12 protein-coding genes and 1 tRNA gene are annotated in these 14,313 nt (G+C 58.6%); 7 read left to right on the top strand and 6 right to left on the bottom strand.

Annotated elements, in window-relative coordinates:
- The first annotated feature begins 56 nt into the window (after nucleotides 1-56).
- Together IEU99_RS07220 and IEU99_RS07215 are read left to right on the top strand one after the other, a co-directional pair.
- Nucleotides 57-545 carry a MarR family winged helix-turn-helix transcriptional regulator gene (locus tag IEU99_RS07220; protein ID WP_128890040.1) on the top strand — a complete coding sequence of 163 codons (489 nt, stop codon included), beginning with the start codon at nucleotides 57-59 and terminating at the stop codon, nucleotides 543-545.
- Nucleotides 538-741, top strand: a complete 204-nt coding sequence (locus IEU99_RS07215; protein ID WP_128890039.1) for a PspC domain-containing protein — start codon at nucleotides 538-540, stop codon at nucleotides 739-741. Before IEU99_RS07220 ends, IEU99_RS07215 begins: the two co-directional genes overlap by 8 nt.
- 50 nt (nucleotides 742-791) lie before the next feature.
- On the opposite strand, the gene IEU99_RS07210 is transcribed toward IEU99_RS07215, so the two are convergent.
- The 4 genes from IEU99_RS07210 to IEU99_RS07195 all read right to left on the bottom strand — a co-directional run bounded on the left by IEU99_RS07210 (nucleotide 792) and on the right by IEU99_RS07195 (nucleotide 4,059).
- Nucleotides 792-864 (bottom strand) — tRNA-Arg (locus IEU99_RS07210).
- A 252-nt stretch (nucleotides 865-1,116) separates the two neighbouring features.
- On the bottom strand, nucleotides 1,117-1,746 hold the full coding sequence (locus IEU99_RS07205) for a LutC/YkgG family protein (protein ID WP_128890038.1): 630 nt from the start codon (nucleotides 1,744-1,746) through the stop codon (nucleotides 1,117-1,119).
- Nucleotides 1,747-1,750: 4 nt separating this feature from the next.
- Nucleotides 1,751-3,277 carry a LutB/LldF family L-lactate oxidation iron-sulfur protein gene (locus IEU99_RS07200; protein ID WP_128890037.1) on the bottom strand — a complete coding sequence of 509 codons (1,527 nt, stop codon included), beginning with the start codon at nucleotides 3,275-3,277 and terminating at the stop codon, nucleotides 1,751-1,753.
- On the bottom strand, nucleotides 3,274-4,059 hold the full coding sequence (locus IEU99_RS07195; protein WP_128890036.1) for a (Fe-S)-binding protein: 786 nt from the start codon (nucleotides 4,057-4,059) through the stop codon (nucleotides 3,274-3,276). The genes IEU99_RS07200 and IEU99_RS07195 overlap by 4 nt, the downstream gene beginning before the upstream one ends.
- Nucleotides 4,060-4,520: 461 nt before the next feature.
- Between IEU99_RS07195 and IEU99_RS07190 the strand changes: the two genes are divergently transcribed.
- From IEU99_RS07190 to thrB, 5 genes are all read left to right on the top strand, one after another.
- Entirely contained in the window at nucleotides 4,521-6,173 is a 1,653-nt protein-coding gene (locus tag IEU99_RS07190; RefSeq protein ID WP_128890035.1) for an L-lactate permease, read from the top strand.
- A gap of 39 nt (nucleotides 6,174-6,212) precedes the next feature.
- Nucleotides 6,213-7,865: an arginine--tRNA ligase gene (gene argS / locus IEU99_RS07185; protein WP_128890034.1), complete on the top strand. Its 1,653-nt coding sequence runs from the start codon at nucleotides 6,213-6,215 to the stop codon at nucleotides 7,863-7,865.
- Nucleotides 7,866-7,991: 126 nt separating this feature from the next.
- Nucleotides 7,992-9,386, top strand: a complete 1,395-nt coding sequence (gene lysA / locus IEU99_RS07180) for a diaminopimelate decarboxylase (protein WP_128890033.1) — start codon at nucleotides 7,992-7,994, stop codon at nucleotides 9,384-9,386.
- Nucleotides 9,387-9,510: 124 nt separating this feature from the next.
- Nucleotides 9,511-10,854, top strand: a complete 1,344-nt coding sequence (locus IEU99_RS07175) for a homoserine dehydrogenase (protein ID WP_128890032.1) — start codon at nucleotides 9,511-9,513, stop codon at nucleotides 10,852-10,854.
- On the top strand, nucleotides 10,854-11,777 hold the full coding sequence (gene thrB, locus IEU99_RS07170; protein ID WP_128890031.1) for a homoserine kinase: 924 nt from the start codon (nucleotides 10,854-10,856) through the stop codon (nucleotides 11,775-11,777). The genes IEU99_RS07175 and thrB overlap by 1 nt, the downstream gene beginning before the upstream one ends.
- On the opposite strand, the gene IEU99_RS07165 is transcribed toward thrB, so the two are convergent.
- Both IEU99_RS07165 and IEU99_RS07160 read right to left on the bottom strand, forming a co-directional pair.
- Complete coding sequence (locus IEU99_RS07165; RefSeq protein WP_128890030.1) at nucleotides 11,774-12,469, bottom strand: helix-turn-helix transcriptional regulator; 696 nt, start codon at nucleotides 12,467-12,469, stop codon at nucleotides 11,774-11,776. The genes thrB and IEU99_RS07165 overlap by 4 nt on opposite strands.
- Nucleotides 12,466-14,256, bottom strand: coding sequence for an ATP-binding cassette domain-containing protein (locus IEU99_RS07160; protein WP_229718422.1), 1,791 nt, complete (start codon nucleotides 14,254-14,256; stop codon nucleotides 12,466-12,468). Before IEU99_RS07160 ends, IEU99_RS07165 begins: the two co-directional genes overlap by 4 nt.
- Nucleotides 14,257-14,313 lie beyond the last annotated feature (57 nt).

Below are 14,313 nucleotides of genomic sequence, written 5' to 3'. Positions count from 1 at the left end.
AGCAGGCAAACGGGTATATTTTTCATTGCTGAACCCGGACGTTTAATGTTGTCTGCATGAATACCCCACAATGGCTTAGCGACGAGGAACAACGGCTCTGGCGTCTGATGCTGGCAGCGAACCGAAAAGTTGATCGCGCGATTGAAGAATCGCTCAACAACGGTTATGACCTCACCACTCCAGAATTCGGAGTGCTCGTTAGCCTTTCTGAACACCCAGAGCAGTGCATGCGCCTGCGAGAGCTTTGCGCGGCGCTGAATTGGGATCGCTCGCGAACCTCGCACCAAATTACCCGCATGGAACGCCGCGGATTGGTAGATAAGCAACGCTGCACCGGCGATGGACGTGGCGTACTGGTTGCGCTGACCAAAGAAGGTGAGCGCCGCTTAAAGCAGGCGGTGCCCGAGCACGTTCAAATGGTGCGCGAGTTAGTGTTTGATCGTTTAAGCGAGGAGCAGGCAGCAGCCATCCGCGAATTCTCCCTTGCAGTACTAGGCTCGGACGTAGAGCACTTGAATATTCCGAAAGGTGAGAACCATGGCTGAGTCTTTGTGGAAGCGCAAGCTGTATCGAAGCACCACTAACAAATTCCTTGGAGGTGTGCTCGGTGGCGTAGCAGAAACCTACGGCATTGATGCCACCCTGCTTCGCGTACTCACCGTGGCCAGCATCATTTTGCCTGGCCCGCAGGTGCTGGTGTACCTGGTGGCGTGGGCAATCATGCCCAAGCGGCCCTTTTAAAAGAGCAAAGAAAACGTGCCCCTACCGAATGAGGTAGGGGCACTTGCTTGTGTCCCCGACACGATTCGAACGTGCGACCTTTGGTACCGGAAACCAATGCTCTATCCACTGAGCTACGGAGACGCGCAACGCCCAATCCTAGCACTAGCGCTCAAGGGAATAGAAAACCCCAGGAGCAGAGCCATATCCCAAGATGATCATCGGCAGAGCAGTGGGCAAACGTGCCGGTTGAGCTGCACAAATCACCCAAACTGAAGCTGGTGCCAAATACGACTGGGGTACTTGTGCAGGCCCATAACACCACAGGCCTTCGAGCATCTGTTGCTCGAAGGCCTGATAGCTGGCTTGGTGCTGAGGGTCAGGGCCGAAAAATGGCTAGTCCACAACCACGCAGATCAATGTGCGAGGACCGTGCACGCCCTCCACGCGATTGAGCTCAATATCGGAGGTGGCCGAAGGTCCGGAGATCATCGTCACTGGCTTTTCGCGCCCGAGGGCTGCGATCATTTCCGGCACACCGTAGACCACATTGTCCATGCGCACGATGCATACGTGGCAATCGGGAACCAGCGTCAGTGCACGTCTGCCACACAGCTCATTGGACTCCAGGCAGATGGTGCCTGTTTGAGCAGAGCTGACGTGGGAATCGGTGACCACCGCATCAACCTCATTGAGCTCCCTTGGATCACTGGAGCGATTATCGGCGCTGGCTTGACCGTCGAAAAGCTCAAAGAGCTCAGGTGAAAGGCCCTCGGCGTAGCGCACCTGCTTGGCCTGGCGCTGGTGAAGCTGCTCGGCGATGGTGGCGCCAAGATCATCCTCGGAAGACTCCACCACGATGGCTTTGTAATCTTCGAGGCGATCAATCAGGATCTCTTTGAGCTCGGCGCGGCTATAGGAGTACTCGCGGTTGTAATTGCGGGGAATCTCCACGCCACCTTCTGGGGTGCCGGCGAGCTTGTGAGCATCGCGGATACGCTGCAGAATCGTTGATTTCGCAGACATGGTTTTAGTTCTCCTTGGAATCGTCTGCGAGGCCTTGCTCGCGGGCTTGGGTGAGCAGTTCGCGAGCTTCATCGCTTTCGAACCATTGCCTAAAGGACTTCTTCGGCGGCACAGGCACATCGCGGAAATCCGTCCAACCAGATAGGAAGCTGGGCAGGTGAGTGATCTTGCCTTTGAAGCCACCCATGACGCGGCCGAGGAAGACCATGCGCGACAAGGTATTCCACACCGTCTCATTGCCCCAGGTGAACTGCATGGCAGTCATCAATGAGCCTTCAACGAAGGGCTTGTGTTCGCTGACCTTCTGGTGGCGCAACTCCAACAGGGCATCGGTAATAGGAATCTTTACCGGGCACACCTCATTGCAACGCCCACACAGTGAGGAGGCAAAGGGCAGCGAGCCATTGATCGATTGATCATCCTCCATGCCCGTAAGCTGCGGGGTCAAAATCGCGCCAATGGGACCTGGGTAGGTCGAGCCATAGGCATGGCCGCCGGCACGCTCGTAGACTGGGCAGACATTCAGGCAGGCAGAACAACGAATGCACTTGAGTGCCTCGCGCCCAATCTCGTTGGAAAGGGCAGCCGTGCGGCCATTATCGAGCAGCACGATGTGGAAATTCTCAGGGCCATCGCCTTCGGTCACGCCGCTCCACAAGGAGGTGTAGGGGTTCATGCGCTCGCCGGTAGAAGAGCGGGGCAGAAGCTGCAAGAACACCTCATAATCGGCAAAGGTGGGCAAGATCTTTTCAATGCCCATCACAGAGATCAGGGTTTCCGGCAAGGTGAGGCACATGCGGCCATTGCCCTCAGATTCCACGATGGTGACGTGGCCGGTTTCGGCAATACCGAAGTTGGCGCCGCAGATAGCAACCTTGGCCTTCATAAACTGCTCGCGCAGGAAACTACGCGAGGCCTCGGCCAGCTCCGCAGGCTCCGAGCTTAAGGACTCATCGGTGTTGGGCATCTCGTGGACGAAAATATCGCGAATCTCGGCGCGGTTACGGTGAATAGCCGGCACCAAAATATGCGAGGGGCGGTCGTGGCCAAGCTGCACAATCAGCTCCGCCAAGTCCGTTTCTTGGGCGTGGATACCAACGGATTCGAGCTGCTCATTTAAAGCAATTTCCTGGGTGGCCATCGACTTAATCTTGACCACCTCCTTCTCGCCGGTGGCCTGCACAAGGTCTTTGACAATGCGACCGGCCTCTTCGGCGTCGCGTGCCCAGTGCACATGGCCGCCGCGGGCAGTCACTGCTGCTTCAAATTGCTCCAGCAGCTCAGGAAGGCGGGCGAGTACATCGCGCTTGGTGGCAGAGCCTGCCTCGCGCAGGGCCTCCCAATCGTCGATCTCGTTGATGACGTTGGCGCGCTTCTCGCGAATGGTGGTGGTTGCCTTGTGCAGGTTACGACGCTGTGTGGCGTTATACAGCCCGTCGTGGGCGGCCTTAGGAAAGCGCTCTTTGCCACGCAGCAGGGAAATATCCGAGGCGCGCGGCGGCATCTTGGGGGTTCCGAGTGAAACGCTCACAGCATGCTCTCCTTCGAGTAAGCGGCGGTGGTGGGAGTCCAGGGATGTTGCTTGGTAGAAGCCAGAATTTCGGCCAGGTGAATTGCTCGCACGCCCATATGCTGGCGAGAAAGCGAACCTGCAATATTCATCAGGCAGGAAGAATCACCGCCGGTGACGTACTCGGCATCGGTGGACTTAATATTTCGAGCCTTATCAGAGACCATGGCCGCCGAAGTCTCGGCGTTTTTCAGGGCAAAGGTGCCACCAAAGCCACAGCACTCCTCAGCATTGGGCAAGGTGACCAGGTCGATGCCTTCCACGTTTTGCAGGAGGCGATAGGGGCGATCGCCCAGCTTGATAAAGCGCAAGCCGTGGCAGGAGGGGTGGTAGGTCACCCGGTGGGGGAAGAAGGCTCCGAGCTGGTCGGTGCCGGCGACGTCGATAAGAAATTCCGGCAAATCATAGGTCTTCTTCGCGGCCTTCTTCGCGCCATCCACCAAGGCAGCATCGCCATAACGGGAGGCTACGTGTTCGTGCTGCTCGCGCACAGCGCCGACGCAGGAGCCGGAAGGTGCGACCACGAAGTCGATGGAAGGATCGGCGAAGGCGTCGACGTAGGTGCGAATCAACGGCACGGCTTCTTTTTGGTAGCCGGTATTGACGTGCATCTGCCCGCAGCAGGTTTGGGCATCGGGGAAGACCACTTCATAGCCGAGCCTGGAAAGGATCAGCGCGGTGGCCTTGGATGCATCGGGGAACATCGCGTCGCCGATACACGTGGAAAAGAGCGCAACTCTCACGTTTCTTGCTCCTTCAAAATATTTCTGGAAATGCTGGTGTGGCACGTTCAAGGGGCAAAGCCCTAGGTGTCACCGGTCGATGGCCATCCTAGCGAAAAATCTTGGGTAACTTTTCGCCCGAGATAGCGGTTGAGCTGCAAAGACTTAAGAAATACCAATGTTTCTTAAATCCCTTTTCCTCTGGCTAGAAGCGACTTCTGCAAAGGAAATCATGGCCTGAGCCGACGTGGATTTGAGCCCGCGCCAAAAGAAATGTGGTGGAAAATACGTTTTAATTCTTTTCCCCGTTCCTAGCTACTTTCCCGAACTTCCCGCGGCCGATCTTGCTTTGTTGCCGGATGCAAAAGTTGTCTAGTTCCGCGGTGCGGGTCAATAGTGGGAAGCAGTGAAATGGAAACGTTCGCAGACCCTTTGTGTCTTATTACACACTCTGCGCTGTGCATGAAGGAGCACTCCCAATCATGTTTACCCCCTCCACGAGTGCCGTAGGCGGCAGCCTCGGACTCTCGGCCCTGTGCGCAATCTTGCCGCTCGTGGGTTTCTTCGTCTTCCTCATGGTGCTGAAAATGAAGGCGCACTGGTCGGCCATCGCCTCCGTGGGCGTGGCCCTGGCCACCGGCATCCTGCTCTTTGGCATGCCCGCCAACCTGGCCTTTGCCTCGCTGACCCAAGGCGTGGCCTTCGGCCTTTTCCCCGTGGTGTACATCATCTGGATGGCCGTATGGGTCTATGACCTCACCGTCAAATCCGGACGATTCGAAGACCTTCGCACCATCTTCTCCAAAATCGGCCGCGGCGACATGCGCGTCCAGGCCATGCTCATCGGCTTCGCCTTCGGCGGACTCCTCGAAGCACTGGCAGGTTTCGGCGCACCCATCGCCATCGTGGCCGCGATGCTGCTAGCCATCGGGCTCAAACCCATGAAAGCCGTGCTCGTCACCTTCGTGGCCAATGCTTCACCGGTGGCCTTCGGGGCTATGGCCATCCCTGTGACCACCGCCGGTTTGCTCAACGAGCTGCCAGGCGCCCAGGTCGCTGCGATGGCAGGACGTCAAGTCTCGCTGATTGCGCTGGTGGTGCCCTTCGTGCTCGCGCTGATCATGGACGGTATGCGAGGCGTGCGCCAAACCTGGCCCATGGCCATCACCCTCGGCGTGACCTTCGGCGGAGGACAATTCCTCGCCTCGAACTACTTCTCCTATGTGCTCACCGACGTCGTCGCCTGCCTGCTTTCGCTCACCGCCGGCGTCTTGCTGCTGCGAGTATGGAAGCCAACCACCCCGAAGGAACAGGCCTCGGAAATCGACGCTTCCCAACTGCACCTGGATACCCGCAACGCCGTGCTCGCACTGTTCCCATATGTGCTGATCGTGGTGGTGTTCTCCATTACCAGCCTCTGGCGCATCGGCGTTGATCTCCCGGCAGCGCTCAATAGCACCTCGATCAAGATTGAATGGCCAGGCCTACACGGCAACCTGGTCAATGAGGCAGGAGAGCCAATTACCAACACCATCTTCAACTTCAACTGGCTGTCCACACCGGGCACCATCTTGTTCTTCTGCGGCATCATCACCGCCTTGGTCTATGCCGCGACCTCCGAGGGCGGTAAGTACCCGATGTCCTTGCTCAAGGCCTTTGCGGCCTTGGGTGAAGGTGGCTACAAGATGCGCTATTCGGCACTGACCATCGCCGCAGTGATGGGATTGGCCTATGTGATGAATATGTCAGGACAAACCGCGTCCATCGGCGCCTTCCTGGCAGCAACCGGCACCATCTTCCCGCTGCTTTCACCCGTGCTGGGTTGGATCGGTACCTGGGTCACCGGCTCCGCAACCTCGGCAAATGCACTGTTTTCTCAGATGCAGGCCACCACCGCGCAGCAGGTGGGTGTCAGCCCAACACTGCTGATTGGTGCCAATACCGCCGGCGCCACCTTGGGCAAGATGATGAGCCCTCAAACCCTGACGATCGCGGCGACTGCGGTGGCGATGGAAAACGGCGAAAGAAAGATCATGGCGCAGGCTTGGAAGTACTCCCTTGGCTTGCTGGTGTATATCTGCATCATCGTCTATCTGCAGTCCACCTCCGTGCTCGGCTGGATGGTTGTGGGCTAGGTTTTCGCCCAAGGGCTGGGGCAATTAGACTGCTTAGTCATGACTCCAGCCGACCTAAGCCACCTGATTCATTCCACCGCCACCGAGCTGCTGCAAAGCCGCGAGCTCGACGCCTCTGTGCTGCCACAGCAGGTGGTGGTGGAGCGCCCTCGTAACCCCGAGCACGGCGATTACGCCACGAATATTGCACTCCAAGTGGCCAAGAAGGTCGGCATGAACCCCCGCGAGCTTGGCCAGTTGCTTGCCGACGCCCTGAGCAGCAACGAAGCCATCGAGGTCGCCGAGATCGCCGGCCCCGGCTTTTTGAATATCCGCCTTGCCGCAGACGCCCAAGGCAAAATCGTGGCCAATATTCTTTCCGAGGCCAAGGCCTTCGGCCACTCTGAGATCTACGCAGACCGCAACGTCAATCTTGAGTTCGTCTCTGCAAACCCCACCGGCCCCATCCACCTTGGCGGCACCCGCTGGGCTGCTGTGGGCGATGCTTTAGGTCGAGTCTTAGAAGCCTCCGGCGCATCGGTGACCCGCGAGTACTACTTCAACGACCACGGCAAGCAGATCAATAACTTCACCGACTCCCTTGTGGCTGCTGCCAAGGGTGAGCCCACTCCTGAAAACGGCTATGGCGGAGACTATATCCAGGAGATCGCTGCAGATATCGTGCAGTCCGCCCCTGAGGTGATGGAGCTTGAAGGCGAAGAACAAAGCGAGGCATTCCGCGCCCGCGGCGTGGAGCTGATGTTCGCTCACATCAAGGCATCGCTGCACGAATTCGGCACTGATTTCGATGTCTACTTCCACGAAAATGAACTCTTTGAAACTGGCGCTGTGGAAAAGGCCGTCGAAAAGCTCAAGGCCAATGGCAATCTCTACTTTGAAGATGGCGCCTGGTGGCTGAAGTCCACCGACTACGGCGACGATAAAGACCGTGTGGTGATCAAATCCGACGGCGAGGCCGCCTATATCGCCGGTGATATCGCCTATGTTGCCAATAAGATCGAACGCGGCTTCAACCTCTGCATCTACATGCTCGGCGCCGATCACCACGGCTATATCAACCGTCTGCGTGCAGCCACCGCAGCCATGGGCTACGACGCAGACACGGTGGAAGTGCTCATTGGCCAGATGGTCAACCTGGTTCGCGATGGCCAGGCAGTAAAGATGTCCAAGCGCGCCGGCACCGTCATCACCTTGGACGACCTGGTCGAGGCCATCGGCGTGGATGCAGCACGCTATGCCATGATTCGATCCTCCGTTGATTCCAGCCTGGACATCGACTTGGAGCTGTGGTCTTCCCAATCCAGCGACAACCCCGTCTACTACGTGCAATACGGCCACGCCCGCCTGTGCTCCATTGCCCGCAAGGCAGAAGCCCTCGGTGTGGCCTCAAGCACCGATAACCTGGGCCTGCTCAGCCATGAGCGCGAAGGCGAGCTTATTCGCACCCTTGGTGAATTCCCCGCCGTAGTCAAAGCAGCCGCCACCTTGCGCGAACCTCACCGCGTGGCGCGCTATGCCGAGCAGCTCGCGGGCACCTTCCACCGCTTCTACGACTCCTGCCAGATCCTGCCCAAGCAAGACGAGCAGGCCAGCGATTTGCACAGCGCACGCCTGGCGCTTGCAGCAGCCACCCGACAGGTACTGGCCAATGCTCTTGGCCTGCTCGGTGTGAGCGCACCGGAGCGCATGTAAAAAGCGGGCACACCACACTGAAGATGCGCCTAGATCAGTGCTAGGTGCATCTTTAGATGTTCAACAGCACTGTGCTGCACAGGCATCAAGCCTGGTGGCGTTTGTATAGAAACGAGAAAACCTCGCATGGATCACGTAGTCGGTATTCAGTACACCTCTAGCTATTCGCCTACCAAGCGCATCACCTTTCCCGAAGGTGATTTCAACGGCTTGCCTGCGCATGTGTGGCCAAAAAATGCCTCCCGCGATGAGAGCGGCGTAGTCAGCATCGCCGGGGTGTCGCTGCCGGAACTCGCCCAAGAATTTGGCACGCCACTGTTTGTGGTGGATGAAGACGACTTCCGTAGCCGCTGCCGTGATCTTGCCCGTGCCTATCGCGGCCCTGAGCGTGTGCACTATGCCTCCAAGGCCTTTTTAACCCGCGAAATTGCCAGGTGGGTGGCCCAAGAAGGCCTCTCGCTCGACGTAGCAAGCTATGGCGAACTGCGGGTGGCTCAAGCCGCGGAATTTCCCGCAGAGCGCATCACCGCGCACGGCAATAACAAGTCCGCCCAGTACCTTCAGGCTTGTGTGAGCGCCGGCGTTGAGCACGTGGTGCTCGATAGCTTCCAAGAAATTGCATCCCTTGGTGCAGAAGCCGAGCGCCAGGGCAAGGTGCAGCCGGTTCTGGTGCGTGTAACCCCCGGTGTTGATGCCCACACCCATGAATTTATTGCCACCAGCCACGAGGACCAGAAATTCGGATTCTCGCTTGCCAGCGGGGCAGCAAAACAAGCCGCCGAGCAAGCCTTCCACCACCCCTGGTTGGATCTGCGAGGCCTGCACTGCCACGTGGGTAGCCAGGTCTTTGATGCCGAGGGCTTCTCGCTGGCGGCCAAGCGCCTGATGCGTTTGCAAAACACCTTGCAAGAAGAACTCGATACCCGCCTGCCCATTCTTGACCTTGGTGGCGGCTATGGCATTGCCTATACCGAAAAAGACACCCCGCTCGATGTGCAGGCTGTGGCAGAAGACCTGATTCGTCGCGTCCAGATAGAAGCAGATCGCCTCGGGCTCGAAGCCCCCACCATCATGGTGGAGCCCGGCCGAGCTATCGCAGGTCCTTCCACCGTCACGATCTATGAGGTGGGCACCATCAAGGACGTGAACGTGACCGACGAGCTGACCAGGCGTTATATCGCCGTCGACGGCGGCATGAGCGATAATATTCGCCCAGCGCTGTACCAGGCAGAATACGATGCGCGCGTGGTCAGCCGCCTGTGCGAAGGCGAGCTTTGCGATTCCCGCGTGGTGGGAAGCCACTGCGAATCGGGCGATATTTTAATTGCCGATCAGCGTTACCCGGATGATATTCGCCCTGGCGATTTGCTGGCTTTAGCAGCTACTGGTGCCTATTGCTTTGCCATGGCCAGCCGCTACAACATGTTTACCCGCCCGGCTGTCGTCAGCGTCAAAGATGGCAAAGCGCGCCTGATGGTTCGCCGCGAAACCATCGAGGACTTCCTTGCCATGGAAGGCTAGAAGCGCGCTTGAAGGCCTTTGCGACGGCCTTGGCCAAGGGGTATCTATCCCAGCGAAGAAGCGCTAAGTATTCTTGTGTAGTTAATATAGATGGGCATTTGCCTCAACATTTTCTAGGAGCACTATGACCACCGCACCTCAAACCATGTTCAAGCCCGGTAAGGGCGCAGGTGAGCCCGTTGGCCTGGCCATCTTAGGTTATGGCACCGTCGGTAGCCAGGTGCTTCGTTTGATCCACGAAAATAGCGAGGACTTCCTCCACCGCGCCGGTGGCCCGCTGGAGATCCGCGGTGTGGCTGCCTCGAGCCTAGAAAAGCACGAGGGCTCCCTTGCTAGCGAGCTTGGTTTGCTCACCACCGATGCTGAGTCGCTGCTTCGACGCGACGATGTGGACATCGTGGTGGAAGTGATCGGCGGTATTGATTACCCCCGCAAGCTTGTGCTTGAGGCTCTCAAGGCCGGCAAGTCCGTGGTCACCGCCAATAAGGCGCTGGTGGCTGCGCACTCCGAGGAACTGGCTCAGGCAGCCGATGAAGCCGGCGTTGATTTGTACTTCGAGGCCGCTGTTGCAGCAGCTATCCCGGTGGTAGGACCGCTGCGTCGTTCCCTGGCAGGCGACCAGGTGGAGACGGTAGCCGGCATCGTCAACGGCACCACCAACTTCATCCTCGATGCGATGGATTCCACCGGCGCCTCCTACGATGACATGCTCGCCGAGGCCACTCGCCTGGGCTATGCAGAGGCCGATCCCACCGCCGATGTGGAAGGCCACGATGCCGCATCCAAGGCCGCTATTTTGGCCTCTCTTGCATTCCACACCCGCGTGACCTTCGAAGATGTGTACTGCGAGGGCATTTCCCATATCACCGCCGATGATATTGAGGCGGCTAAGCAAGCAGGCCAAACCATCAAGCTTCTGGCCATCTGCGAGCGCTTCCGCGATGAGCAGGGCGAAGAAAAAGTCTCGGCGCGCGTGCACCCCACCCTGGTGGATCGCGAGCACCCGCTGGCGAGCGTGTCCAAGTCTTTCAACGCCGTGTTCGTTGAGGCCGAAGCCGCTGGACGTTTGATGTTCTACGGCAACGGCGCCGGCGGTAACCCCACCGCCTCTGCGGTGCTCGGCGATATTGTTGGAGCCGCCCGCAACAAGGTCTTCGGTGGCCGCGCCCCCGGTGAGTCCACCTACGCCAACCTCCCGATCGCCGATTTCGGCGACGTGCTGACCTGCTACCACATCGATATGGAAGTAGAAGAGCGCCAGGGTGTGCTGGCAGAACTTGCAAAGATCTTCGCCGATAACGGCATCTCCCTGCGGACAGTGCGCCAGGAAGGTGGCGAGGACGTTGCCCGCCTGATCGTGGTGACCCACGCGGCCAAGGAAAAAGACTTGCAAGCAACCGTGGAAAAGATCAAGAGCATCGATGCGGTACAAAAGATCACCAGCGTGATCCGTTTGATGGAGAACTAATGCAGCAATTGAGCATCGGGCGTCGCGTGCATGTGCGCGTGCCCGCGTCCTCTGCGAACCTTGGCCCAGGCTTCGACACCCTAGGGCTTGCCCTTTCGCTTTACGACGACATCTGGGTCGAAATCACCTCTGAAGGCTTAGAAGTTATCGTCGAAGGTGAAGGCGAGGGTGAAGTCCCACTTGATGAGCGCCACCTCGTAGTGCGCGCCATTCGCTCTGGACTTGAAGCCGCCGGCGTTCAAGCACCGGGGCTGAAAGTGCACTGCCACAACCGCATTCCTCAATCACGCGGTTTGGGATCTTCTGCTGCCGCTGCCGTTGCCGGTGTCGCCGCAGCCAATGCCTTGGCCGGACACGTATTGAGCACCGCCGATCTGGTGCAATTGTCTTCCGCATTTGAAGGCCACCCCGATAATGCCGCCGCCTCGGTGATGGGTGGGGCAGTGGTGTCGTGGACATCCACTCCCGTCGATGGCACTGATCCCCAGTACAAGGCCGTGCCAATCCCGGTGCACGAATCCATCCGTGGCATCGCACTGATCCCGAGCGAGCGTGCCTCTACTGATGCGGTGCGCCAGGTACTCCCGAACGAGATCAGCCATATTGATGCCCGCTTCAATGTTTCTCGCGCGGCATTGATGACGGTTGCGCTGCAACATCACCCCGAGCTGTTGTGGGAAGCAACCAGGGATCGCCTCCACCAGCCCTACCGCGCGGATGTGCTTCCTTTGACCGCGGAGTGGGTCAATAGACTGCGTAACCGTGGCGTTGCCGCCTACCTTTCAGGTGCAGGCCCGACCGCCATGGTGCTCATTAGCGAAGAACTCGACCCCCAGTTGCTGCAAGAGGCAGAAAGCTCCGGCATGCGGGTGCTGCCACTCAGCGTGGCCGGACCGGTGCAGACCGAGGTCTTAGAGGCCTAAGCCTGCTTTCGCGTGATTTCCACGCAACACTGGCCCGGCTGATCGTAGGGCACAAGATTTAGGTGCATGCGGTCGTCGTCAAGCAATTGCTGCAAGGTGCCCTCGTGCACTGCACAAATAAACGGTGTTGGGTGGAACTCATTAGAGCTCAAAGGGCAACTGCGCATGGAGATGCTTGTGCCGTCTTCGGTGCTGACTTCCTGGATGGGATCAAAGCCCATGCTGCGAAGATAGGCCGTGATCCTGCCTAAAAAACCCTGGCTGGACTCGGGATTTTCCAGGCCTCGCTCGCGCAGCTTCTCGCCCCAACGCTTACCAATGGCCTGAGCCATCGCCGCTGATTCCTCGGGCGTGGCTGCTTGTTCCTCCAGGTAATCGCCCATGACCTCGATCAGGGTGACGTACTCGGCGGCCACCGTGCGGTTATCGGGGATGCGAACCTTATAAATCAACGAGGGGCGACCGCGGCCAATGGCAGGGGCGGTAAAGGAATGCACAGCGCCACGTTCGGTGAGCTCATCAAGGTGACCGCGAATAGTATTGGCGTGCATATTTAATTCTTCGGCCAACTCATACACGCGCGACCCATCCGGATAATTGGCCAAGGTATCAAGCACCAGCCGTTGTTTCGGGCTGAGCTTTAGAGCCTCTGGAAAAAGATCCGTTGCGGGACGAGGGGGGTGCTGGTTCATGATTCCTCGGTGCTGACGTGTGGGGTAGGCGCACGATAAACATGCACATTGAGCGCTTTCACAGCACAGATCACGCTGCTGCCAACATCCAAAGACAAGCGCAACGCGGAGGCTTGGGTCGTGTGCAACGCAATCGATGCTGTAGCAAATTTTACACGTACAAACACAATATTTTTATGGAACTCCAGCGATGTGATCCGCCCCTCCCACTGATTTCGCGCCGACTCTACCCCCACCGGATCCTGGGGAACCTTCAAGGTCACCGCATCAGGGGCAAAGACCGCAACAGCCTGCTGGCCAAGGCGTAGATCCTCATCGGCTCTGCCCACCACGTCGATATCTCCGACGCGCATCCGCGCAATGCCCTTCTCATAGCCAAGCACCTGGCCTTCAAGGCGGTTAATACCGGCAAAAGACGCGGCAAAGGTAGTCCTGGGGCGGCTAAATTCCTGCTGCGTATCCACGATGCTCAACACCTTCGCCTGCTCCATCACCGCAACCTTCGTGCTCAAGGTGGCAACATCGGTGGGATCGTGGCTAATCAACACCACCGTGCGCCCCTTGGTGGCAGCGGCAAGCAACGCGCGCCAATGCTGGGCTGCCGCAACATCCACCGCCGCGAGGGGCTCATCAAGCAATAACACCCGAGGTCTGGCCGCTAAAGCCCGCAACAAAGCCACCTGAGCAGCCTGGCCACCAGAAAGCTCAGCCGTAGGCACCGCAGCAAGCGGATCTAAGCCCGCAGCGCGTAACAATGCAGCAGCCTTCGGGTGCACCATGGCAATGGCTTCTTCTACGGTGCAGTGCTGCGGCAACCCTGGATTCTGCCGCAGCATGACCACTCCGCGCCGCCACATCGGCTCGGTGGTTTGATGGGCGTCCAGGTACACCTCGGCGTTGATCCTTCCAGCGATCTTGCCAAGCAGCGTGCTCTTGCCTGCGCCATTCGGGCCAATCAGGGCAGTGGTGTGCCCAGCCGGGGCGTGGAAATCATCCACCGTGATACTGGGGGCTTGTGCATCACTTGCACTGAGCGCACTCAGGGCTGCAACATCAATGGCTCCGAGCTCCACTGCCTCGTGAACGCCACCGCGGGGGCGTTTCCCAAGCGCCGCCACCAGAGCAAGTACTGCTACAGCCAATCCAACCAACAACGCCGCTAAGACGTAGGCCTGATTGGGATCCGTCTCCCTAGCTAAATAGATGCCCACCGGCAGGGTGCGGGTGACACCCGGCAAAGAACCGGCGAAGGTCAAGGTGGTACCAAACTCTCCCAGTGAGCGCACAAAAGCCAAGCCGGCGCCACTGAGGATCGCCGGACGCACCCCAGGCAAGAGCACCTGGCGCATGACCCTGGTGGGGGTCATGCCAACGGCTTGGGCCGAGTACCACACCTCGCGATCAAATTGCCTTAAGGCTGCATCCACGGTGACCACCACAAAAGGAAGCGCAATGAAACAATGCGCCACCACAACCCCGGCGAAGCTAAACGCCAATTGGATGCCGGTGGCATCAAAAAGCGGTGCCATCAGACCTTGACGCCCGAAGGCGGCACTAAGAGCTAGACCGGCTACCACTGGAGGCATGGCCAAAGGCAACAGCACCAAACCGCGGGCAAGACCTGCGCCACGGGGGAGAAGCTGCAAACACAATGCAAGGGGCACACCCAGCAGCACACAACACAGTGTGGCAATCACAGCGGAGCTCAGGCTTAAGGCGAACATCGCGAGTGAATCTTCGCGCACACCGACGCTGAACACATCCGACCAGGCAACCCGTGTGAGCAAGGCTATGAGTGGCAGCAGGAGGAATGCCCCGGCAAGCGCCGAAAGGAAATGAACCCA

This window comes from Corynebacterium pelargi, from assembly GCF_014635485.1.
Classification (GTDB): Bacteria; Actinomycetota; Actinomycetes; order Mycobacteriales; family Mycobacteriaceae; genus Corynebacterium; species Corynebacterium pelargi.
This window is presented reverse-complemented; position numbering and strand designations above follow the sequence as displayed.

Excerpts from the sequence above, each read along its gene's own strand:
- lysA (WP_128890033.1), top strand. The coding sequence starts at position 7,992 with ATGGATCACGTAGTCGGTATTCAGTACACCTCTAGCTATTCGCCTACC.
- argS (WP_128890034.1), top strand. The coding sequence starts at position 6,213 with ATGACTCCAGCCGACCTAAGCCACCTGATTCATTCCACCGCCACCGAG.
- IEU99_RS07190 (WP_128890035.1), top strand. The coding sequence starts at position 4,521 with ATGTTTACCCCCTCCACGAGTGCCGTAGGCGGCAGCCTCGGACTCTCG.
- IEU99_RS07205 (WP_128890038.1), bottom strand. The coding sequence starts at position 1,746 with ATGTCTGCGAAATCAACGATTCTGCAGCGTATCCGCGATGCTCACAAG.
- thrB (WP_128890031.1), top strand. The coding sequence starts at position 10,854 with ATGCAGCAATTGAGCATCGGGCGTCGCGTGCATGTGCGCGTGCCCGCG.
- IEU99_RS07165 (WP_128890030.1), bottom strand. The coding sequence starts at position 12,469 with ATGAACCAGCACCCCCCTCGTCCCGCAACGGATCTTTTTCCAGAGGCT.
- IEU99_RS07175 (WP_128890032.1), top strand. The coding sequence starts at position 9,511 with ATGACCACCGCACCTCAAACCATGTTCAAGCCCGGTAAGGGCGCAGGT.
- IEU99_RS07215 (WP_128890039.1), top strand. The coding sequence starts at position 538 with ATGGCTGAGTCTTTGTGGAAGCGCAAGCTGTATCGAAGCACCACTAAC.
- IEU99_RS07220 (WP_128890040.1), top strand. The coding sequence starts at position 57 with ATGAATACCCCACAATGGCTTAGCGACGAGGAACAACGGCTCTGGCGT.